Here is a 20,876-nt window from a genome sequence, read left to right as displayed (position 1 = left end):
TAGGGGGTAACCCATGGCCAAGGATTTCAAAACACTGGTGCGCATGCGCAAATGGGCGCTTGATGAAAAGCAGCGCCAATTGGGCGAGATGCTTGGTGTGTTGGGTAATCTTGAAGCGGAAAAACAGGCACTCGAACAGGCGGTGCTGGCCGAACAAAAGATCGCGGCCGAAAATCCGGAACTTGCTGGGTTTGCCTATGGCGGGTTTGCCACTGCAGTGATCGCGGAGCGCGAGGCAATCGAAAAAATGATTGCCGAACAGGAAGAAAAGATCGACGTATTTCGCGATGAAGTCGCTGACGCCTTCAAGGAATTTAAAACCGCCGAAATTGCCGAACGCAACCGGCTTGAGGCCGAACGCGCCGAAGAAGACAAGAAAGAACAAGATGAACTTGACGAAATCGGCATGCGTTCGGCGACACGCGATGACGGGCTTATTTAAGCGCTACGTTCTCGCCTGACATTTCAGGCGAAACGGCGATAACGCGTTCAATGAAGGCGGCGATATTGTTCTTTGCGGAACCTTCGTTTGCCAGTCGCAGACGCTGGATCGCAAACGGAGAATCGCCAAAGGTCGCGGTATGTGTTGCGGGAATTTCTTCACTGAAAACAGTTTTATCGCTGTCCTTTTCGATGATTTCGTACCGAACGCGGGTTTTGACCGTCAGGTCCAGGCCAAACAGGGGCTGGTCAACCTCAAGCAACGTGACACGCAAACGATATGGCGCGTTTTCATCAAGCTTTGCCAACAGCTGCGCGTTTTCAAGTGATGCGATCAAAGCCTTTTCAAAAGCCTGACTGCTGATTTCAGACGTCCACATCGGATTGGTTTCTTCGCCGCCATCGACCGATTTCACGACAATGCTGTCTTTGAAAGCGGAGTTTTGCGTCGCGGCAGTGTCGATGCCTTCGGTCACCACCATGTTCTGGAACTCGGCCGGTGATGCGCAGGCGCTCAAAAGTGCCAAGCCCAGAATTGCTGCAGCTTTTTGGATGGCGGTCTTCATCTGTTTGATACTCCAGTAGAAATCAGAAACTCGGTCCGATTCAGGAATATCTTTTCAGATTGTTTTTGTGAATAGAAATCAATCTGAAATAGAGAAGATTTAAACTACGTTGGCGTTGTCAGACAGCAATATTAACGCCGGTTTCAATACCGGTTACGCGCTTGAGGTCGCTGGTTTTAAGCTCAAACACTGTTTTGGGTGTGCCGGCGGCAAGCCAGATGGATTTCTTTGCCAGAAGCTTTTTATCAATCAGCGTTTCAACAGGCTTGGCGTGGCCAAAGGGGGGAACGCCGCCAATGGCGTAGCCTGTATGTTCGCGGACCTCGGCTGCATCCGCCTTGCGGACGGATAAACGCAGCAGGGCGGCGACCTTGTCGAGATCGACTTGATCGGCACCATTCATGATGATCAGGATGGGGCGGGATGCCTCGGTCATGAAGACCAGTGATTTTCCAATGTCGCTGATATCGCAGCCAATGGCGTTTGCGGCATCAGCAGCTGTGCGTGTGCCTTCGGGAAACTCAAATACGTCGACGTTTTCAAGTTCGCGTTCCATGAAGGCGTTTGCCAGACATAGCGGCGGATCAACTTTTTTCATCAGCCATTCTCTTGCGCACGACGTTTGAGTTTACGTTTGTGGTTCAGAAGATTGAGCGTCTCGACCGACAGGCTAAAGGCCATTGCAAAATAGATGTAGCCTTTCGGTACATGTATTTCGACCCCGTCAAGCAGCAACACAAACCCTACCAGAATAAGGAATGATAGCGCTAACATTTTGACAGAGGGATTTTGTTCGACAAAGTCGCCAATGGTCTTGGCCGCCATCAGCATCACCAGTACCGATGCAATGACCGCGATCACCATGATCGAAATATGATCGACCAGACCAACCGCTGTGATGACGCTATCGAGCGAGAAAATCATATCAAGCAACATGATCTGCACGATGGTCATGGCAAAGCTCGACATGATTTTGCCCGGACCGTGTTCCTCGGGCTCGTCAATGGTGTGATGAATTTCCTTGGACGCCTTGGCAATCAGGAACAGACCACCAAAAATAAGGATCATATCGCGGCCGCTGATTTCCTGCCCAAAAGCTGCGAAAAGCGGCGAGGTCAGTTGCATGACCCATGCGATACCGGCCAAAAGCCCCAGCCGCATGCCCATTGCAGCCAAAAGACCGATGCGGCGTGCCGATGCCTGTTGGTTTTGCGGAAGTTTCGACACAATCACCGACAGGAAAACGATGTTGTCGATGCCCAGCACAATTTCGAGCGCGGTCAGGGTGGCAAGGCCCATCCACATGTTGGGATCATTCATCCATTCAAACATCGAAAACTTCCTAAACAGGGGCGCAAAAAGCGAACAACTTGTTGCAGACAAAGTGTGTTTGATAGGCCCCTAACGCAAGCGTGAATTGATTTTATGTGCCGTCTGTTGAAAAACTGACGGGTATAAAACCAATCAATCAGCCACACCCGGCATGCGGGAAGGGCTTTGGGTCATCAGGTAAAAGGATTGTCCGAGATGCGATCAAAAATGCGCACTTTCGTTTCTGCTTTGGCGCTGGCAGTGGGGGTTGCGACGACGACGTTGTCGACGCCTGCCTTTGCAGACCCGGCACCGGATGTCGGAAACTGGCAATCGGTTCTGGATCAGGCCCGTGGCCAGACCGTTTACTGGCATGCCTGGGGTGGGGAGCCACGCATTAATGATTACATCGCCTGGGCCGGTGAACAGGTGCGTGAACGCTATGGCGTTGAGGTCGTTCAGGTCAAACTGACCGATACCGCCGATGCCGTTACCCGCGTTCTGTCGGAAAAGACCGCTGGTGTCGATGATGGCGGTGCGGTCGACATGATCTGGATTAACGGTGAAAACTTTGCCGCGATGAAGCGCAATGATCTTTTGTTCGGACCGTGGGCGGAACAGACGCCAAACTTTGCCTATGTCGATGTCGAAGGCAAACCAACCGTGATCAATGACTTCACCGTGCCGACCGATGGGCTTGAAGCGCCGTGGGGCATGGCGCAGGTCAGTTTCTATTACGATACTGCCAAGCTTGATACCGTCCCGAAATCCGCCCAGCAATTGCTGGAATGGCTGGTGAAACATCCGGGGCGCTTTACCTATCCGCAGCCGCCAAACTATATGGGCTCGACCTTCCTTAAACAGATCCTGACAGAACTGGTCAAAGATCCGAAAGTTTTGCAACAGCCCGCCGATGAAACTGATGCCGAGGCGACCCTGGCACCGCTTTGGGGCTATCTTGAAGACTTGCAGCCGCTTCTGTGGCGGGATGGTCAGGCCTATCCGCAGAACGGGGCATCGATGCGCACCCTTCTGGCCGATAACGAGGTCGATATCGCCTTTTCGTTCAGTTCTGGCGAAGTGTCATCGGCGATCGAGGCGTTTGAGCTTCCTGATACCGTGCGGTCCTACGTGTTTGAGAATGGCACCCTTGGCAACACCAACTTTGTCGCCATCCCCTATAACGCATCGGCCAAGGCAGGCGCGGTTGTGCTGGCAGACTTTCTGATGTCACCCGAAGCGCAACTGCGTAAACAGGACCCGCAATATTGGGGCGCGGATACGGTTCTGGCGATGGATAAACTTCCCCAAGACATGCAGGAAGCGTTTGCTAATCTTGATCTGGGCATCGCATCGCTTGCGCCCTCTGAGCGCGGCACCGTCTTGCCGGAACCGCATCCAAGCTGGATGTCGCTTGTCGAATCGGAATGGCAGAAGCGTTACGGCGTTGTGCAATAATCGCGCATGCTGCGATTTATCCCGATCCTGACGATTGTTCTGATGATTGGCCCGGTTTCTGCCGGGCTGATCGGAACAATCTTGCCTGCGTTCGGGATATTGCCCGCCCTTGGGGGCACGACACCCAGCCTTGAACCCTGGCATGCCTTGGTGGTGCAGCCGGGCTTGGGCGCCTCGATCCGGCTTTCATTGGTCAATGGATTGATTGCAACCTTTGTCTCGGTTGCGATTGTCATGCTGTTTTGTGCCGCGTGGCAGGGCACACGCACTTTTCACGCCTTGCAACGGATACTCTCGCCGATCCTATCGGTGCCACATGCGACCGCGGCGTTTGGTCTGGCATTTTTGATTGCGCCATCGGGCTGGTTTGTTCGGGTGGTGGCGCAATTTACCGGTTGGGATCGGCCCCCAGATGTTGCGATCATCCATGATCCTTGGGGCATTGCCCTGATTGCCGGGCTGGTTGCCAAGGAAATCCCGTTTCTTTTTCTGATGACGTTGTCTGCCCTGCCACAGGCGGATACGGATCGCACGGCGCAGGTCACAGCAAGTCTTGGCTATGGCAGGGTTGCCGGGTGGTTCAAGGCAACATTGCCACGCATCTATCCACAGATCCGTTTGCCGGTTCTGGCGGTTCTGGCCTATTCGACGTCGGTTGTTGATGTGGCTATCATTCTGGCCCCGACAACACCGGCCCCGCTTGCGGTGCGCATTCTGGGATGGTTGTCCGATCCCGATCTTGCCTTACGGTTCATGGCATCAAGTGCAGCCGCGCTGCAATTGCTGATCGTGATCGCGGCCATGGCAATCTGGATTGCGGGCGAGCGGCTTGTCGCCGTGATTGGTGCCCGCTGGGCCATTGATGGCCAACGGTTCAAGCAAGATGGTGCTGTGCGTGGGGTATCGGCAGTGATGGCGCTGGTCGCGGCCGGAACAGTGGTTCTTGGGCTTGTGGTTTTGCTGGTCTGGAGTGTTGCCGGGTTCTGGGCGTTTCCCGATCTGTTGCCGCGTGGTTTTTCGCTGCGTGTTTGGGCGCGCGAACTTGATGCGATTGGCAATAGCCTGACAACCACCCTTCTGATCGGTATTCCGGCGGTTGTGATTGCCGTAACGCTGGTTCTGGCCTGTCTTGAGAACGAAGTGCGCACCGGCAAGCCGGCCGGGCGGCGGGCGATGTTTTTGATTTATTTACCGCTTCTGGTGCCGCAAATCAGCTTCATGTTTGGTTTGCAGGTATTCTTTAGCCTGCTTGGGCTGGAACGTACCTTGGTCTCGGTCGTTCTTGGGCATCTGGTGTTTGTCGCACCCTATGTGTTTTTATCCCTGTCTGAACCGTTTCGTGCCCTTGATCCGCGCTATGGGCAAACTGCCCTTTGTCTTGGCGCGTCGCCCACGCGGGTGTTCTGGCAGGTGCGTTTGCCGCTATTGACCCGTGCGGTTTTAACCGCCGCCGCGGTCGGGCTTGCCGTCACGGTCGGGCAGTATTTGCCAACACTTCTGATCGGGGCAGGGCGCTTTGCCACCGTCACCACCGAGGCGGTTGCCTTGGCATCGGGCGGGGATCGTCGGATGATCGGGATTTATGGCCTGTTTCAGATGGTTTTGCCATTTGCCGGGTTTGCCTTGGCCTTGCTGATCCCGGCGGTTTTATTCCGTCACCGGCGCGGCATGGGTGCCCAGAACAAAGGATGATAAGGATGATACATGCCTGAAGCAGCCAAAAACGGTCTGGAATTACATGACGTGCGGGTAAACCTTGACGGGCGTGAACTGGTTGCGGTCGATCTGACCATTGCACCCGGCGAGATTGTGACCCTGATGGGGCCCAGCGGATCGGGGAAATCCAGTTTACTTGGGCATATCTGTGGCACCTTGCCCGATGCGTTTGAGGTGACCGGTCAGGTGGTTCTTGATGGCCGGGTGCTTGATGGATTGACACCACAAGACCGCCATGTCGGCATTCTGTTTCAGGATGACTTGCTGTTTCCGCATCTGTCGGTGGGCGGCAATCTGGCCTTTGCGTTGCCCGCGCATATCAAGGGGCGTGCGAACCGGCGGGCGCGGGTTGAGGCAGCCCTTGGCAGTGCCGAGATGGACGGATTTTATGATCGTGATCCGGCAACATTATCAGGCGGGCAGCGCGCGCGGGTGGCCCTGATGCGGGTTCTGTTGTCAGAGCCTTGTGCCTTGTTGCTTGATGAGCCATTTTCAAAACTCGATAGCGGCCTTCGGTCCCAGATCAGGTCGTTTGTGTTTGACCTTTGCCGCAAGAACAGCCTGCCGACCCTGATGGTAACCCACGATCCCGAAGACTGTGCGGCCGCGGGTGGGCGGGTGATTGAACTGCGTGGCTAGATACACGAACATGGATCGATGACATGTTTTGAATTTTCTGGTATCGCGCGATGATTGGTCTTAAGAGCATCTTGTCGCAAAGAATGATCTTGGGCCCCAGACGTTAAATCAAAAGGCCCGTGCGGCCTGGAGAGTGTCGTAAATGTTCCCTGAAGAAATGTTTGCAATTGTCCCGGATGCGCTTGATCCGGCGACCTGTGACCGTCTGATCAATGGCTTTGCCCACGAGATGGATGAAGGCGGCCTCGTACAGGGGCAGGCCGCGACCCATATTCGCCGATCCAAAATCACCTGGTTTAACGAAGAACAGGAACCGGTTGTCTGTCGACGGATTGTTGATCTGGTTGCCGAGGTCAATCGCAACGTCTTTGACTTTTCCCTGACCGAGTTTGCCGAGGATGCCCAGATTGCATGCTATGCCGGGGATTTGCGTGGGCATTATGACTGGCACAGTGATGTTGGCGCATCAGACGTTGCGCGCCGTCGCAAACTGACCATGGTGATCCAGCTTTCCGAGCCTGATCAGTATGACGGCGGACAATTGCAGCTTAACCCGGCCGGGCATTTTATCGATGCACCGATGGCGCGGGGATCCGCGATCTTCTTTCCGAGCTTTGTTTTGCACCGCGTAGCGCCGACCACGGCGGGTCTTCGCTATTCCCTGACCCAGTGGGTGCACGGGAACCCGTTCCGCTGATTGCTCAGTAACGTTCGAGACGATCCAGAAGACGCGGGTTGCCCCATTTCGGCTGGCGGTCTTCAAGCGCGGTTTCGTGGTGGAAGACCTGATCGTTATCGGCCGTCTGTTTGTCCAGACGCAGGCTGATCCAGCGCGGGACCAGTTCGTTGTTGAAATCATCCATCAACAGAACGGCGGCGGCTTCGAAATTCTCGAACTCGATACTGGCGATCTCTGCGTAATATTCTGCCAGATTGCTGGTTTTAAGGATCAGGCGGTCGGGCACATAACGCAGCGTCAGGCGGGCCGGAAAGACATCCTTGGCACCGGTCAGATTGCTTTGCAGGGTAACGACATAATCAATCCTTGTGCCCGGGTTCGGCTCTGTCTGGATCAGATTACGGCGCTGATAAATCTCAAGCATGGCTTCCAACCGTTGTCATAAGAGGTAAATTCAAGGATACGTCCGCGCCCGAGGCAGGAAAAGTATTCATTTCAGAATGATGATGCTTATGCCTCGATCCCGTGGTGGGAATGCGGGTCCTTGCCATCGGGCACCGGAGCAATTTCGACAAAACGCGACCCATCCTGAAACAGGATATGGCCGGTGTAACCGGCAATTTGAAGGGCCTCGCGGAAGATGCCGCGAATGTCATCGCGGTTATGGGATTGCAACGGGTTTTCCGTGCGGACAATCAGATCAAACTTGCTGTCCTCGCCCTTCACCAGACCGTCAAGCTGGGTGTGACCCACCACACTGAAAGACAGATCCAGCAGGAAACGCGTGCCCTGATCATCGGGTTTGTCGGGATCATTTTCACGATCGCCATGCCGCCAACCCAGTTGAAGCTGTTCGATCTTGTCGCCCATATTGAACGGCATCGCCATCACGCGCCAGCCATCCGGACGTTCTTCGGTTGCCATCGCACGCAACTGGGCAAAATCACCTTCAAGCCGTTTAAGCCCGCCACCGTCTGTATCGGATAGTGTGGCCAGGCTGGTCGCTGCGCGATCGCCGAGCCAGCCACGCAAACTGCCGCCTTGGCCTGTCATGGCAGCAAAGAAGAACATCATCGTGGTGGTCAGTTTGGGGCCAGCCTGGGGAATGTTATTTAGCATGCTGAGTGCTGCACCGGGATCATGTTGCTGAAGGGCGCTAACCGCCCTGTGCAGACTGTCCCAGTCATGGGTGAGGGCGGCGGCCTGACCGCGCGCGATCAATTGTGCCTCGGTCATCGGGATGGATGTCGATACCTTGGCACCGCCCGATGGATCAACGTTAAATGACAGGGTTGCCCCCGTGGGCGCGGGAACCGGCAATTTGATGCCAACAATCCCGGCAGAGGTGCGAAGGGCTGTGAAACCCTGCGGCAGCAGGCGGGCCTCTGCACTATCAGGGGGCAAAACTGTCCCGGTCAGCATCAACGTGCCAGCGGGGGCCTGCCCGGCGGCTGTTTGTGCGGCAACGGTTGGTCCCATTCCGGCAGCCATTCCGCCCGTGCCACCTGCCATGCCCGCTGAACCAGCAGATCCGGCTTGGGCGGCGGACGCCATTGCATTGGCTGCTTGCTGTGCGGTTACCGTGCCCTGACCCAGGAAGATGACCTGTGTCTGGCTTCCGGCGGGCAGCTGGGTGCCATTGGGCATGGTCAGGATGGATGTCGTCACCGCGCCAAATGTCTGACCGGGTGTCAGGCTGCTGCCAGCGATATTTCCGCTGGCAAGGGCACCGGTCACCCCGGATCCCCCCGGTGACAGGGTTTGCGGCAGAAGTTGCAGACGCATGCCATCGGCAGGGTTGCCGCCCGTTGCGGATTGTCCGGTGCCGGGATTGGTTGTCGGAATGCGGGCCCACAGAAGATCGCCGAGATTACTGGGAAGCGGGGTGGGGATCCTGACCGTGACCGAACCAAGGGCGGTGGCAAGGGTCAGTTGATTGCCCGATTGCGATTGAACCGATGCCTGCAACAACGTTTCGACCGGGAGCTTTGCCAGTGCGGCAGCGACCTGTTGCGGGGTGGCGGTTGTGACGGTTGCATTGATTTGTGCCGGGACCGAACCCTGATTGGCCTGTCCGGCAGTACCACCCGCCGAAGCATGTCCACCGACGGCAGGGCCGGGCGATATTGCTTGTGGCGGGAGCGTCATGACAACCTACTCCTCAAGAAGGGTTTGGGCGATTGCCTCTATATCCTGGGCGGCATCGCAGTTCGGATGACGGGTCAGAAGCGGCGTCTGGTTGCGAATGCATTCCGATACCTTGGAATCCGCACGAATAACGCCAAGCAGTGGCGGCGAAATTTTCAAGAAGCCCTCGCACGCCTTGAGAAGCTTGTTGTAGATCGCCTGACCTTCTTTCTTGTCCTTGGCCATATTGACCACCACCCGGATATCGGTTTTCGGGCGGGCCATATGGGTGATCTTGATAAAGGCATAGGCGTCGGTCAAAGACGTCGGATCGCCGTTGGTAATCACAATTACCGTATTGGCAAGGCCGGTCATCTGACGCACGCCCTGATCAACACCGGCACCAAGATCGATCAATACCTTATCATATTCCTTGCCGGTCTGGAGCAATTCGTCCGACAGCGCCTGAAGCCGGGTGGCCGGCAGGTTGGCAAGACTGCCTGACCCGCTGCGCCCGGCAATGATATCAAAATCGCCATCCGGGAAGTGGGTTACCGCATCTTTCAGGCTGATCCGCCCGGCAATCACGCCGCCCAGATCATATTTCGGCATCAGGCCAAGCTGAATGTCGATGTTCGCCAAGCCAAGGTCACCGTCAAACAAAAGGGTCTTGTGGCCTTCGAGAACCATCGCATGGGTCAGGGTAATGGAAAACCAGGTCTTGCCAACGCCGCCTTTGCCAGATGCAATTGCAAGGACATTGCGGCCTTTGGCCCGCGGGGCAGATTTGGGTGATGCATCAGACTTGGTAGTCATTTCACGACCTCGGAGAAGCTCGGTTTCGCGGTATCAGCGCGATGGGACGGTATCAGAAGTTTTGCCAAGGCAAGGGGACTAAGGGCGGTGAGGCCGTCCGCAACCTGGGCTGTCATACTGACATTACAAAGGGAAAGATTTCCTGAATCGGCTCCATATAGCGCACCGCCAAGTCGGGCCGCAACATCAAGTCGCGAGATCACGACACGTGTTGCGCCACCGTCGGCAAAGGCATTGGCAATGTCAGCCGCCTCATAGGCATCAATCCCCGCAGGGTTCACCAGCACCGGTTCACTCGGCACCGCTTTCATGAATTCACGAAGCGTGCCAATTTCGGTTTCAAGATAGGGGTTGCAGCTTGCCGTATCGATCAGGATGACATCGGCTTCGCGGATTTCGCCAAAGCGCGCCTTGAGATCGTCCGGTGATTTCGCCGCAAGCAGATCAATCTTGAGAATTCTCGTAAAGGCCTCAAGCTGGGCCATGCCACCGGCACGTTTGTAATCGGTTGAAAGAACAGCAACTTTGCGTTTTTTCATCACTGCACGTGCCGCGGTTTTGGCAACCGCCAGCGTTTTGCCCGATCCCGGCGGGCCAACGAAGGCCAGCGCGCGCGGCGTGTTCTTTTCCGGCAGGGGCGAGAAATCAAAGATTTCGTCAAGCGCACCGGCCAGCAATTGTTGCTCGGATGCAGCAGCCGTTTCGCGCCCCATCAGATCACACAGGCGAATACGAAGCCGTTCCGGCAAATTATGCCGCGTCAGGGCGGCCTCGACCGCATCAAGCTGTTCCTGAAGGGCGGGGGCCGCCGGGCCCTCGTCATCACCATAGTCGGGATCACGATCAAGGGCGGCCGTCAGGCGCACGCCGCTGCCGGGGATATCCTGTGTGGATACGATGATGGCATCGGTGCCCATGTGCTCTTTAACGAGCGCCATCGCCTCGGTCATGGTCGGGGCAGTGAAGGTCTTAAGACGCATTCAGTTCCCCCCGGTTTGTCATTTCCGCAAGCAGGGCGGTTTGCTTGATCATCGCCATCACACCTGCCCCAGCGTTTTCAACTGTGCCTTGGGGTGGATTTCGTTTTGCGACATCACCACGGTGCTCGGGCGGAAACGCTCAACGATGGATCGAACATAGGGCCGGATGCCCGGGCTGGTCAGAAGAACCGGGCTTTCGCCCATCATGCCAAGGCGCTCGAACGTGGTTCTGACCTTGTTGATGAATTCCTGAAGCTGGCTTGGCGGAATGGAAAGCTGCTTTTCCTCGCCCTGACCAACCAGGCTTTCGGCAAAGATCTGTTCCCACTGCGGCGACATGGTGACCAGCGGAATGACGCCGTCCTGATTGGTATTCACATCCGACAACTGACGGGCCAGTCTTGACCGGACATGTTCGGTCATGAAGGTCGGATTGCGGGTAAATGCAGTTGACTCTGCAATACCTTCAAGGATGGTCGGCAGATCGCGGATGGAAACGCGTTCGGTCAAAAGGTTCTGCAATACGCGCTGAACACCACCAACCGAAACCTGACCCGGAACGATATCCTCGACCAGTTTTTTCTGATCTTCATCAAGTTCATCAAGCAGCTTTTGCGTTTCGGCATAAGACAGCAGTTCGGGCATGTGATCTTTGATCACTTCGGTGATGTGCGTCGTGATCACGGTTTGCGGATCAACCACCGTATAGCCACGGAACATCGCCTCTTCCTTCATGCCCTGTTCGATCCACATGGCAGGCAGGTTAAAGGTCGGCTCCATCGTCTTTTCGCCAGACAGGGTAATTTCCTCGCCGCGCGGATCCATCACCAGCAACATGTTCGGGCGCAGGTCACCCCGGCCTGCCTCGATCTCCTTGACGCGCAGCACATAGGTGTTGGCGGGCAGTTGCATGTTGTCCTGAATGCGCACCGACGGCATGACAAAGCCCATATCACCGGCAAGCTGGCGACGCAGTGCCTTGATCTGATCGGTCAGTTTCTGGCCACGTTCGGTACTGATCAACGACAACAAGCCATAGCCAAGTTCAAGACGCACATAGTCCATGCGCAAGGCATTGGCGATGGGTTCTTCTGGTGGCGGGCCGGCGGCATCGGCCGCGGCCTGGGTTTCTTTCATTTGTTCTTCGGCAACGGCTGCGTTTTGGCGTTTGCTCATGTAGTAGGCGAGATACCCCAACCCGATCGCCAATCCGAGGAACCAGATCATCGGAATGCCCGGCAGAAGGGACATGCCCCCCATCAGGGCGGCAGCAACGCCAAGGGCCGCCGGATAGTTACTGACCTGCCCGAAAACGGCCTTTTCGGTTGCGCCATCAAGGCCACCCTTGGTGACCAGAAGACCTGCTGCGGTCGAAACGATCAGGGCCGGGATCTGGGACACCAGACCGTCGCCCACGGTCAGGATCGTGTAGGTTTCGGTTGCCTCGGCAAGCGAAAGGCCCATCTGGGCGGTGCCGATGATGATGCCGCCGATCACGTTGATAAACGTAATCAGAATACCGGCAACCGCATCACCACGGACAAACTTTGATGCACCATCCATCGACCCGAAGAAGGAACTTTCATCTTCAAGTTCCTTACGGCGGGCCTTTGCCTGTTCTTCATTGATCAGGCCCGATGACAGGTCGGCGTCAATCGCCATCTGTTTGCCGGGCATGGCATCAAGGGTAAAGCGTGCGGCGACCTCGGCAATACGGCCGGAACCCTTGGTGATAACGACAAAGTTGATGATGACAAGGATGGCAAAGACGATAATCCCGATGACGAAATTGCCCGAAATCAGGAAGCTGCCAAACGCCTCGATCACCGCACCAGCGGCATGTGTACCTTCGTGTCCATAACCAAGGATCAGTCGGGTTGTCGCAATGTTCAGCGCGAGCCTGAGCGACGTCGCCACCAGCAGGATCGTCGGGAAAGAGTTGAATTCAAGCGGCTTCTGGATGAACAGCGATGTCATCAGAATCAGCACAGAGAAGCTGATCGAAAGCGCCAGCATGAAATCAAGCAGCCAGGGCGGCATCGGGAACATCATGACCACAAGGATCATGATAAAGCCGAGTGCCATGGCGATATCGCCACGTTTCATGGCCGAAGCGACACGCGACTGAATGGCGCCGAGATTTAACCCGCCCGGCGCACCGCCGCCGGGGCCGTCAGAGCCGCCGGAACCAGTCGGTGTGATGTCTTGACCTTCGGCCATTGTCTTTGCTTGTTATCCTGTTGCTTGCTCGATGTTCGTTGCGCCTTTACCTGCCTTGAAGATGGGGACAGCGCGCCGAAATTTCATGTTCAGTCGTGACCGTCACCCGGGGCCGGTACAGCAAGTCCTTCGTCGGTATACTGGCGTAGTTTGTTGCGCAGGGTCCGAATGGAAATGCCAAGAATGTTGGCCGCATGGGTCCGGTTGCCAAAGCAATGCTTGAGCGTATCAATGATCAGATCACGTTCGACATCAGCAACAGTGCGCCCGACAAGTGCCGAGGTCACAGAGCCGTTTCCAGCCGTGCTTTCATCGGACGCACCGTCATCGCCGCTGTCTGCGTCATCATCCCGAGAAGGTGCCTCATGCGTCGGTGCGGATGGGGCAGATGTTGCAGGAGCCGGTGCACTGGGTTGATAGGCCGATGATGCCGCGCCATAGGCGGCATTGGCACTGGCATAGGCCGAACTGGCGCGTGCCGTCGTAGACGGGGCCGGTGCAGATGCAGATGGTGCCGGGGCCTGCGATACGGGGGCTGCGGCTGCCGGTGCGCTGCTTTCGCCAGACAGCATGATGGCTTCTGGCCCGATTTCATCGGGACCGGCGATCAGAACCGCGCGATGCATGGTATTTTCAAGTTCGCGCACATTGCCCCGCCAGTGATGAGACAGCAGGCGCTGGATCGCAAGCGGGCTGATCGGGCGGACCGGAACGTCATTGGCATCAGAGTATTTTTTGACAAAGAATTCGGCCAGAACCGGGATATCATCGGGACGTTCACGCAGTGACGGGATATCAAGATTGACCACGTTCAGGCGGAAATACAAATCCTCGCGGAAGTTGCCGGCATTGACTTCGGCCTCAAGATTGCGGTTTGAGGTCGCCAGAATGCGGACATCGACCTTAACGGGGCTTTTGCCGCCAAGCCGGTCAATTTCCTTTTCCTGAATGGCACGCAGAAGTTTGGCCTGAAGGCGCACATCCATTTCGCTGATTTCATCAAGCAAAAGGGTGCCGCCATTGGCTTCTTCGAACTTGCCGATACGTCGTGCCTGGGCACCGGTAAAGGCACCCTTTTCATGGCCAAACAATTCGGATTCAAGAAGGTTGTCGGGGATGGCCGCACAGTTGACCGCAACGAACGGCTTGTCCGAACGGTTGGACTTGCGGTGCACATAGCGCGAAATGATTTCCTTGCCGGTGCCGCTTTCGCCCGTGATCAGGATGGATGCCGAACTGTTGGCCACCTGACTTGCCAGTCGGAGCGTCTCGGCCATGCGCGCGTCGCGATGGATCAGGGCGTGGCTTTCTTCGGTGACGGCTTCGAAAATTGCGGCAATCAGGTCGGCTTCGGGGGGCAGGGGGATGAATTCCTGGGCACCTGCCTTAATCGCATTGACTGCACCATTGACGTCATTGCCGATGCCACACGCGACTACCGGTGTCGTGATGCGTTCAGCAACCATGCCTTCAATCAGGGCGGCGACATCAAGGGTGATATCCGCCATAACCAGATCAATCCGGTTGCCTGCCCGCAGGATGTTAAGCGCAGTCGTGACACTTTCGGCCAACTGGACCGAAGCGCCGCGCGCCATTGCGATCTTGCTGGCTGCGCCTATCTGTCCGCCCAGTCCACCAACGATCAGTACCTGCATCGTATCATCTCTTTCCGATCAGTTTCGGGGACCCGGCGCATCAAAAAAGCATTGATGCGCCAGAACCACCATATTCACATTCACGATCAATCGAAGTAGCTGACGCGTTTTGACGGCGGCAGGATCGAGTTGATCAGCATTTCCAGACGACGGGGGTTTTCCTGTCGACCGATGGAAACAGCACCAACCATGTAGACCGAATTCAAAAGTTCCTCGTCGCTGGAGTTGCGTTCAAGCTTCCCGGCAAGCGGCATGAACACCATGTTGGCCAGAACCGCGCCATAGAAGGTCGTCAAAAGCGCAACAGCCATCGACGGACCAATCGATGACGGATCATCAAGGTTGCCCAGCATCTGCACCAGACCGATCAGCGTCCCGATCAGACCCATTGCCGGTGCAACGTCACCGGCCTTTTTCATGATGTTGGCACCTTTCTGGTGGCGGCCGATGGTGGCGTTCATGTCCTTGCGCATGATGGCTTCGACTTCCTCGGGCGGGGTGCCGTCAACGACAAGCGACAAGCCTTTCCAAAGGTATTCTTCGCTTTGTAGGCTATCAAGATGCCCCTGAAGGGACAGCACACCGCCTTTGCGGGCGATTTCGGCAAGCTGAAGAATTTGAAGTGCCGCATCCGCCGGATTGCGCGATTTGTGGAAAATCGTGCGCATCAAGACTTTGCCAGAGCCGAGAAACTCGCCCAGCGCAAAGCTGACAGCCGTAATGGCTGCTGTACCGCCGATAACAATCAGGACAGAGGGGATATCGATAAACGCACCCGGCGATCCACCAAAGATGATTGCAGCAATCACCAACGCAAAGCCAATGGCCAGTCCCCCGACTGTCGCAATGTCAAACGACGTTTTAGTCCCCCCTTCGGCCATAGTCGGATATCCTCTCTTACGTTAGCTTTTCTCGGATTTGATGATTTCCGTCATGGTCACACCAAGCCGGTCTTCCACGACCACCACCTCGCCGCGTGCGACGAGACGGTTGTTCACATAGATATCAATAGCTTCACCAACTTTACGGTCAAGCTCTACCACGGCACCACGACCAAGTTTCAGCAATTGGCTGACTTGCATGGTTGCTTTGCCAAGAACTGCCGAAACCTGAACGGGAATATCGTACACGGCTTCGAGATCCTTGGAAGTCTTCATCTGCTCGCTGCCGGCTTCGGCCGCAGCAAGAAGTTCGGTCCCTTCGCCCTCGAGTTCGATGTTATCGTCGTCGAGCTCCGAGAGTTCCAGATCGTCATCATCAGCCATTTTCGTCTCCTGCGTCTTTGGTCGGTTGCTTCACAGCAGCCGTTTTATCGGCTGTGGTCGTCGGGTCTTCCTGCGCAGCCGTCTGTTCGGTTTCCGGGCCGGAATTGCCAGGCTGTGCTGGGCCTTGCGCTGTCGCCGTTGTCTGGTCTTTTTGTGGTTCAGGCTTGTTTTCCGCCTGATCTGTAATGTTTGGTTCCGGTGTCGGCTGTGGCGACGGTGTGGTGTCCGTTTCTGGTCCGTGCATCGCGCCATCGGTGGTTGCCGATTCAGCCTTCGTATCTTCTTGCAATGTTTGCATATTCCGCGCCGCGGTGCCATCGCCTTCTTGCGTATCAGAGCCGGACTCAGCGGGTTCTTCGGCGGATGGCATCTCGGGTGTGACCTGATTTACGGTTTCGACCTGATCCGGTGCTGGTTCGGTCGATTGAACAGGTGCAGAAGGCTGTGCCGGGACCTTTACCTCGGGGGCGAGGCGGCTTTCCTGAATTTCGGGATCGCCCATATCGCTTTCGGGCAGATCATGGTCGTTGGCATGCAGGGTCAGTGCGTTGTCGATGATGGCGTTGATTTCCGACCATATCCGCGCACTGTCGCGAACAGCCGTGCCATCGCCCCAGGATACCTGACAATCACCCATTGCGACGTCCGGTTCGCCAACCACAACAACCTTGCCGGAAAAGCCCCGGGAGTCTGCAATGCGCTGGGCGGCGGCACCGACTTCTGTCTCAAGCTCGGGATTAACCTTGATCATGACTTTCGGCGCTTCAAACAGGTTGGCAAGACATTGCCGGACGATGTCTTCGATTTCGGTCATCTGGTACTGTTTGGACCAGGCCGGGGCCAGCTTGCGAATGACACCAAGGGCAACGTGAATGGCGTCTTCGTTGATTTTGGCGTTGGCGCGCTTTTGCTGCTCGTCAATCTGGGCGAGCTTTTCGGCAATTTCGGATTCCACATCGCCAACCGCCTTTTCAAGCGACGCCATGATTTGCTGATGGGCTTCGTCAAAGCCTTGTTTGTGACCTTCGGCAAAACCCTGTTCGTGGCCGCGCTTTTCGGCATCGGCGACCATCTGTGCGCCCTGTTCCTCGGTATAGACAGGCGGCGGGGGCGGCGGGGCTTCTTCTTCTTTCTTTTTCTTCTTTTTGGTGCCCAGTTCGTAATGCTCATCCTCTTTGCCTGCCGAACGGATTACGTTGTCGGCATCGTCGAAGCTGAGTGAGAATGTGAACTTTTCAATGGCCGTCATATCGAACTGCTAAAACGCCTTGAGCAACAAAAGGAAGGCAGCCCTGCGGCTGCCAGTGAGCCGATAACTGTCAGGAGAATTAGCTCTCCTGATACAGCCAGTTGCGAATGATCGAGAGAGCTTCTTCCGGGTGTTTCTCCACGATCTCGCCAATCTTCTTGACCGAGGATGCTTTCACGCGACCTTCAACCTGCGACAGGTTGATCAGTTCTTCGCCGTCATCCATGCCAGGTGCCATCGGAACGGGTGCCGGACCTTCAAGGGCCGGCGTGCCATCGGCGGTCATGTCATCGGCAAGAAGCTGACGCTGTGCCATATCTGCCGCACTCGGCAGAGTTTCGAACGCACGGGTCAGAAGCGGGCGTACCACCAGCAGGATGACGAGGATGGCAACAATCGCCAGCACCAGCATCTCGGCGATGCGGAAGATCTCAGCCTTATCAAGGCCAAGGAACGTCTCGATCTCTTCATCCGGGAACAGGTCGGCAGTATCAGCGAACTGCATGTTGATGACCTCGACCTGATCGCTGCGTTGCGGGTCATAGCCGATGGCGCTGCGCACGAGTGCTGCGATCTTTTCAAGGTCTTCCGGGGAGCGTTCCTGATACAGGCGCTCGCCATTTTCGTCGGTGGTGTAGGTGCCATCAACAAGGACGGCAACCGTCACACGCGAAATCTCGCCGATTTCCTTGATCTGTGTGGTGGTTGTTTTGGAAATCTCGTAATTGACCGTTTCTTCGGTACGGCTTTCCTGACTTTGGGTTCCTGCACCGTTGGCGGCATCAAAGTTGGCATCCGGCAGATTGTTCTGCAGCGTTACCGGATCGGTGCCCTCGGTCTCGGAATTGGTCGCGTTTTCTTCAATCGTCTGACTGGAACGGATTACGCGCTCATCCGGATTAAACCGCTCATTGGCGGTCGTAATCTTGTTGAAGTCCATTTCGACCGAAACTTCGGCGCGGACTTCGCCGTAACCAAGGGAGCGCGACAGAAGATCTTCGATGGTATTGCGCAGGCGGCTTTCGGTGCGAATGCGCATTTCATCAGCGGTCTGGGTCAGGAATGTCGACGACTGCTGTTCGCCATCACCGCGCGCCAGCAACCGGCCGCGTTCATCAATGATCGATACCTTGCCCGGATCAAGCTGGGGCACCGCGGCAGCCACAAGATGCTGGATGGCAACGACCTGTTCGGGTTTCAGTTCGCCACCGGCCATCTTGACCGCGATAGAGGCGCTGGCTTCCTGGGTTTCACGCGAGAACATTTGACGTTTTGGCAGAACCAGATGAACGCGTGCCTGCTGGATCGCCTGAATGGATGCGATTGTGCGGGCCAGCTCGCCTTCAAGGGCGCGAACATGGTTGATGTTCTGTTCGAAACTGGTGGCGCCAAAGCCGTCGGAATTGTCAAATACTTCGTACCCGACAGAGCCGCCGGTCGGCAGGCCGCTTTCGGCCATGGTCAGACGCATGCGGTTGACCTGGTCGGCCGGGACAAGAATTTCGGTGCCATTGTTCAGCAACTGGTACTGAACCTGCTGGTCTTCGAGGCGATTGACGATCTGGCTGGCATCTGCCGGATCCAGATCGCGATAGAGCAGTTCCATATTCGGGGCTGAAACACGCATGATCAGGAATGCAAAGAAGACAAGCAACAGCACGCCCACGCCACTGATAGCCATCAGCCGCGTCGGTCCCAGACCCTTGAGTGTTTGTAACAAGCCGCCCACGTTCGACTGCTCCGAAACGAAAATTTACCACTGTCCCCATGCGGATCGATCCGTGCGGAATACGACCAGCATTAACAACGAATAGTTCTCCATGCTGAAGAACAGGTTAACAACCGGCAATTTTTGCCCAGTCATCGGATTCAAATTTATCAGTGATTTGAATCGCTTGGATATTTAATGACCGAATTGTTCTGCCCTTAATGTAGTGAGTCAATCGGGCAAAAAGAAGCCCGGCAATTGTGCCGGGCGAGTCTAATCTGGTGCAATATGTTTCAGGGCGGGCTAACGCCCTGAAACAGATGCAATTACCGTTTGATACGGATCAGCTCGTCGAGCATTTCATCGGTCGTGGTGATCGTCTTGGTGTTCGCGGAGTAGGCGCGCTGGGTAACGATCATGTTGGTGAACTCTGTACCGAGATCGACGTTCGATCCTTCAAGTGCCGATGCCACAACGTTACCCGCCCCGTTAAGGCCCGGTTCACGCAACAGATAATCGCCTGATTCACGGGTCTGACGGTAAACGTTACCGGTGTGGTTTTCCATTTCATCAGGGGCTTCGAACGTTGCGATCGCCAGTTTGTAGACCGGGCGTTTCACACCGTTTGCATATTCAATTTCAAGGAAGCCGTCTTCGGTAAACGAATAGTTCACCATGTTACCAGCTTGTGCACCATTTTGATTGATGAAGTTGGTGGTGTATTCAACAATGTTACCATTCGGGTCGGTTTGTGCCCCGAATTGAGTGAAGCCATCCTGGAAGCCGATGGTACCCAAATCAAGAGTGATTTCGCTTTGGTTCGAGCCATTGGACCAGTTCGCCGTGATGTTCGTATTTGTCAGATCATTACCAGAGCTATCTGTATAGGACCCCAAACTCCCGTCGCCGTTGAAAGTAAGGATACCAGATTGGATCAGGCCGTTTGGATGAGACGCCGCATCAAGTTCGTCCGTTCCGGTCTGGCCGGTAAATTCAAAAGCCCAACGGTTCTGGCCAAGCTTGACAAGCTGCAGGTTCACCGTATGCGCAGCACCCAGTGAATCGTAGATCGTTATGGGCATTGTGTTGTCTTCAGCAACTGTTCCACTTGCAAGATCTCCCGCCGTGTAAGTGGAAGACAGGGTTGCCGGGAACGGTCCGGTAAACCCAAGTGCAGTGAGTGGGGTATTGTTGTTGTTTGTAATGGTGACATCCTGATCGGCGAAGGCTCCGGTCAGCGTCATGGTGTCATTGGTGCCAGTGGTGGTCGTCGTGGCCGATACGCCAGTCACAGCACTGATCTTGGCCGCGAGAGTTGCGAGTGTATCCGTAGCAGTGATCGTAATGGTTGTTGTCGTTCCCTCATGGGTGATATCAAAACTGTCACCAGCAGAAATGCCGCCGAACCCGTCAAGAAGGGTCGTGTCATAATCAAGACCAAGCGTCGTCGACACATTGGTGCCACCTGCCACAGCCGTTTCATCCCGGTTCAGGTTGGCGCTTAGCTCTATATTGGTTGTCGCTGCAGCTGCAGTCAGGATACGGTTAACATCAATAACTTGCAGATCGCTTACAGCAGAGCTGTTTGAGCTGGTGGTATTGCCGTTCCGGTCAAGCAAGTTACCTTCTCTGTCCGTGGCCCAGCCCTGAACGTAATATCCAGCTGTATTTCGCAGATAACCGTCGTCATCGGGTTTGAAGTCCCCTGCACGGGTGAAGAAGAGTTCGTCGTTCGATCCAGGCGAGGAGGAATCGCGGACAATAAAGAAGCCATCGCCAGAAATTGCCGCTGCAGTGCTTGAAGACGTTGCTTGTAGCAAGCCTTGTTTACTGATCAAAGCGGTCGGATGGAACCTTACACCACCTGGAGTGTAACGGGTATCTGTTGCGGCTTCGGTAACCAAGGTTGAAAAACGTCCAACCGTTCCCTTATAGCCGATGGTATTGAGGTTCGAGATGTTGTCCGAGATGACGCCCAGGTTTTGCGACTGAGCATTCAAGCCGGAAACACCGGAAATCATTGCACCAAAAAGGCTCATTTTTAGT

Annotated in this window: 19 protein-coding genes; 5 read left to right on the top strand and 14 right to left on the bottom strand. The window is 55.7% G+C overall.

Translation table 11 applies throughout. The features are described from left to right. The first annotated feature begins 13 nt into the window (after positions 1-13). Positions 14-442 carry a flagellar export protein FliJ gene (locus tag DY252_RS17585; RefSeq protein WP_064788892.1) on the top strand — a complete coding sequence of 143 codons (429 nt, stop codon included), beginning with the start codon at positions 14-16 and terminating at the stop codon, positions 440-442. On the opposite strand, the gene DY252_RS17580 is transcribed toward DY252_RS17585, so the two are convergent. The 3 genes from DY252_RS17580 to DY252_RS17570 all read right to left on the bottom strand — a co-directional run bounded on the left by DY252_RS17580 (position 435) and on the right by DY252_RS17570 (position 2,339). Continuing rightward, positions 435-1,007 (bottom strand): hypothetical protein, encoded by a 573-nt coding sequence (locus tag DY252_RS17580; protein WP_064788891.1) that lies wholly within the window; start codon positions 1,005-1,007, stop codon positions 435-437. The genes DY252_RS17585 and DY252_RS17580 overlap by 8 nt on opposite strands. Positions 1,008-1,125: 118 nt before the next feature. Continuing rightward, positions 1,126-1,605 carry a YbaK/EbsC family protein gene (locus DY252_RS17575; RefSeq protein ID WP_064788890.1) on the bottom strand — a complete coding sequence of 160 codons (480 nt, stop codon included), beginning with the start codon at positions 1,603-1,605 and terminating at the stop codon, positions 1,126-1,128. Further along, positions 1,605-2,339 (bottom strand): TerC family protein, encoded by a 735-nt coding sequence (locus DY252_RS17570; protein WP_064788889.1) that lies wholly within the window; start codon positions 2,337-2,339, stop codon positions 1,605-1,607. Before DY252_RS17570 ends, DY252_RS17575 begins: the two co-directional genes overlap by 1 nt. A gap of 207 nt (positions 2,340-2,546) precedes the next feature. On the opposite strand from DY252_RS17570, the gene DY252_RS17565 reads away from it, so the two are divergent. From DY252_RS17565 to DY252_RS17550, 4 genes are all read left to right on the top strand, one after another. Next, on the top strand, positions 2,547-3,776 hold the full coding sequence (locus tag DY252_RS17565; protein WP_165374921.1) for an ABC transporter substrate-binding protein: 1,230 nt from the start codon (positions 2,547-2,549) through the stop codon (positions 3,774-3,776). 6 nt (positions 3,777-3,782) lie between these two features. Continuing rightward, a complete protein-coding gene (locus tag DY252_RS17560; RefSeq protein ID WP_064788887.1) occupies positions 3,783-5,468 on the top strand; it encodes an ABC transporter permease in 1,686 nt (561 codons plus the stop codon). Between the two features lie 12 nt (positions 5,469-5,480). Next, on the top strand, positions 5,481-6,131 hold the full coding sequence (locus DY252_RS17555) for an ATP-binding cassette domain-containing protein (RefSeq protein WP_064788886.1): 651 nt from the start codon (positions 5,481-5,483) through the stop codon (positions 6,129-6,131). A gap of 142 nt (positions 6,132-6,273) precedes the next feature. Further along, complete coding sequence (locus DY252_RS17550) at positions 6,274-6,828, top strand: prolyl hydroxylase family protein (RefSeq protein WP_064788885.1); 555 nt, start codon at positions 6,274-6,276, stop codon at positions 6,826-6,828. A gap of 4 nt (positions 6,829-6,832) precedes the next feature. On the opposite strand, the gene DY252_RS17545 is transcribed toward DY252_RS17550, so the two are convergent. The 11 genes from DY252_RS17545 to DY252_RS17495 all read right to left on the bottom strand — a co-directional run bounded on the left by DY252_RS17545 (position 6,833) and on the right by DY252_RS17495 (position 20,851). After that, positions 6,833-7,234, bottom strand: coding sequence for a hypothetical protein (locus tag DY252_RS17545; protein WP_064788884.1), 402 nt, complete (start codon positions 7,232-7,234; stop codon positions 6,833-6,835). Positions 7,235-7,320: 86 nt separating this feature from the next. Continuing rightward, positions 7,321-8,958 (bottom strand): hypothetical protein, encoded by a 1,638-nt coding sequence (locus DY252_RS17540; protein WP_064788883.1) that lies wholly within the window; start codon positions 8,956-8,958, stop codon positions 7,321-7,323. Between the two features lie 6 nt (positions 8,959-8,964). Beyond that, positions 8,965-9,753, bottom strand: coding sequence for a MinD/ParA family protein (locus DY252_RS17535; protein WP_064788882.1), 789 nt, complete (start codon positions 9,751-9,753; stop codon positions 8,965-8,967). Next, positions 9,750-10,733 carry a flagellar biosynthesis protein FlhF gene (locus DY252_RS17530; RefSeq protein ID WP_064788881.1) on the bottom strand — a complete coding sequence of 328 codons (984 nt, stop codon included), beginning with the start codon at positions 10,731-10,733 and terminating at the stop codon, positions 9,750-9,752. Before DY252_RS17530 ends, DY252_RS17535 begins: the two co-directional genes overlap by 4 nt. Positions 10,734-10,790: 57 nt before the next feature. Continuing rightward, complete coding sequence (gene flhA, locus DY252_RS17525) at positions 10,791-12,953, bottom strand: flagellar biosynthesis protein FlhA (RefSeq protein ID WP_008891635.1); 2,163 nt, start codon at positions 12,951-12,953, stop codon at positions 10,791-10,793. Between the two features lie 89 nt (positions 12,954-13,042). Then, on the bottom strand, positions 13,043-14,608 hold the full coding sequence (locus tag DY252_RS17520) for a sigma-54-dependent transcriptional regulator (RefSeq protein ID WP_064788880.1): 1,566 nt from the start codon (positions 14,606-14,608) through the stop codon (positions 13,043-13,045). An 86-nt stretch (positions 14,609-14,694) separates the two neighbouring features. After that, positions 14,695-15,489, bottom strand: coding sequence for a motility protein A (locus DY252_RS17515; protein ID WP_008891637.1), 795 nt, complete (start codon positions 15,487-15,489; stop codon positions 14,695-14,697). Between the two features lie 21 nt (positions 15,490-15,510). Further along, entirely contained in the window at positions 15,511-15,873 is a 363-nt protein-coding gene (fliN, locus tag DY252_RS17510) for a flagellar motor switch protein FliN (protein ID WP_008891638.1), read from the bottom strand. After that, positions 15,866-17,122, bottom strand: a complete 1,257-nt coding sequence (locus DY252_RS17505) for a FliH/SctL family protein (RefSeq protein ID WP_064788879.1) — start codon at positions 17,120-17,122, stop codon at positions 15,866-15,868. The genes fliN and DY252_RS17505 overlap by 8 nt, the downstream gene beginning before the upstream one ends. Positions 17,123-17,201: 79 nt before the next feature. Further along, positions 17,202-18,803 (bottom strand): flagellar basal-body MS-ring/collar protein FliF, encoded by a 1,602-nt coding sequence (gene fliF, locus DY252_RS17500; protein ID WP_008891640.1) that lies wholly within the window; start codon positions 18,801-18,803, stop codon positions 17,202-17,204. A gap of 353 nt (positions 18,804-19,156) precedes the next feature. Beyond that, a complete protein-coding gene (locus tag DY252_RS17495; RefSeq protein ID WP_231959713.1) occupies positions 19,157-20,851 on the bottom strand; it encodes a flagellar hook protein FlgE in 1,695 nt (564 codons plus the stop codon). Between the last annotated feature and the right edge of the window lie 25 nt (positions 20,852-20,876).

The sequence above is a fragment of the Thalassospira indica genome (assembly GCF_003403095.1).
Classification (GTDB): Bacteria; Pseudomonadota; Alphaproteobacteria; order Rhodospirillales; family Thalassospiraceae; genus Thalassospira; species Thalassospira indica.
The sequence above is the reverse complement of the archived record's forward strand: the minus strand, read 5'-3'. Positions and strand labels throughout refer to the sequence as shown.

Excerpts from the sequence above, each read along its gene's own strand:
- DY252_RS17585 (WP_064788892.1), top strand. The coding sequence starts at position 14 with ATGGCCAAGGATTTCAAAACACTGGTGCGCATGCGCAAATGGGCGCTT.
- fliF (WP_008891640.1), bottom strand. The coding sequence starts at position 18,803 with ATGGCTATCAGTGGCGTGGGCGTGCTGTTGCTTGTCTTCTTTGCATTC.
- flhA (WP_008891635.1), bottom strand. The coding sequence starts at position 12,953 with ATGGCCGAAGGTCAAGACATCACACCGACTGGTTCCGGCGGCTCTGAC.
- DY252_RS17545 (WP_064788884.1), bottom strand. The coding sequence starts at position 7,234 with ATGCTTGAGATTTATCAGCGCCGTAATCTGATCCAGACAGAGCCGAAC.
- DY252_RS17495 (WP_231959713.1), bottom strand. The coding sequence starts at position 20,851 with ATGATTTCCGGTGTTTCCGGCTTGAATGCTCAGTCGCAAAACCTGGGC.
- DY252_RS17550 (WP_064788885.1), top strand. The coding sequence starts at position 6,274 with ATGTTCCCTGAAGAAATGTTTGCAATTGTCCCGGATGCGCTTGATCCG.
- DY252_RS17555 (WP_064788886.1), top strand. The coding sequence starts at position 5,481 with ATGCCTGAAGCAGCCAAAAACGGTCTGGAATTACATGACGTGCGGGTA.
- DY252_RS17530 (WP_064788881.1), bottom strand. The coding sequence starts at position 10,733 with ATGCGTCTTAAGACCTTCACTGCCCCGACCATGACCGAGGCGATGGCG.
- DY252_RS17505 (WP_064788879.1), bottom strand. The coding sequence starts at position 17,122 with ATGACGGCCATTGAAAAGTTCACATTCTCACTCAGCTTCGACGATGCC.
- DY252_RS17535 (WP_064788882.1), bottom strand. The coding sequence starts at position 9,753 with ATGACTACCAAGTCTGATGCATCACCCAAATCTGCCCCGCGGGCCAAA.
- fliN (WP_008891638.1), bottom strand. The coding sequence starts at position 15,873 with ATGGCTGATGATGACGATCTGGAACTCTCGGAGCTCGACGACGATAAC.
- DY252_RS17520 (WP_064788880.1), bottom strand. The coding sequence starts at position 14,608 with ATGCAGGTACTGATCGTTGGTGGACTGGGCGGACAGATAGGCGCAGCC.
- DY252_RS17570 (WP_064788889.1), bottom strand. The coding sequence starts at position 2,339 with ATGTTTGAATGGATGAATGATCCCAACATGTGGATGGGCCTTGCCACC.
- DY252_RS17515 (WP_008891637.1), bottom strand. The coding sequence starts at position 15,489 with ATGGCCGAAGGGGGGACTAAAACGTCGTTTGACATTGCGACAGTCGGG.
- DY252_RS17575 (WP_064788890.1), bottom strand. The coding sequence starts at position 1,605 with ATGAAAAAAGTTGATCCGCCGCTATGTCTGGCAAACGCCTTCATGGAA.
- DY252_RS17560 (WP_064788887.1), top strand. The coding sequence starts at position 3,783 with ATGCTGCGATTTATCCCGATCCTGACGATTGTTCTGATGATTGGCCCG.
- DY252_RS17565 (WP_165374921.1), top strand. The coding sequence starts at position 2,547 with ATGCGCACTTTCGTTTCTGCTTTGGCGCTGGCAGTGGGGGTTGCGACG.
- DY252_RS17540 (WP_064788883.1), bottom strand. The coding sequence starts at position 8,958 with ATGACGCTCCCGCCACAAGCAATATCGCCCGGCCCTGCCGTCGGTGGA.
- DY252_RS17580 (WP_064788891.1), bottom strand. The coding sequence starts at position 1,007 with ATGAAGACCGCCATCCAAAAAGCTGCAGCAATTCTGGGCTTGGCACTT.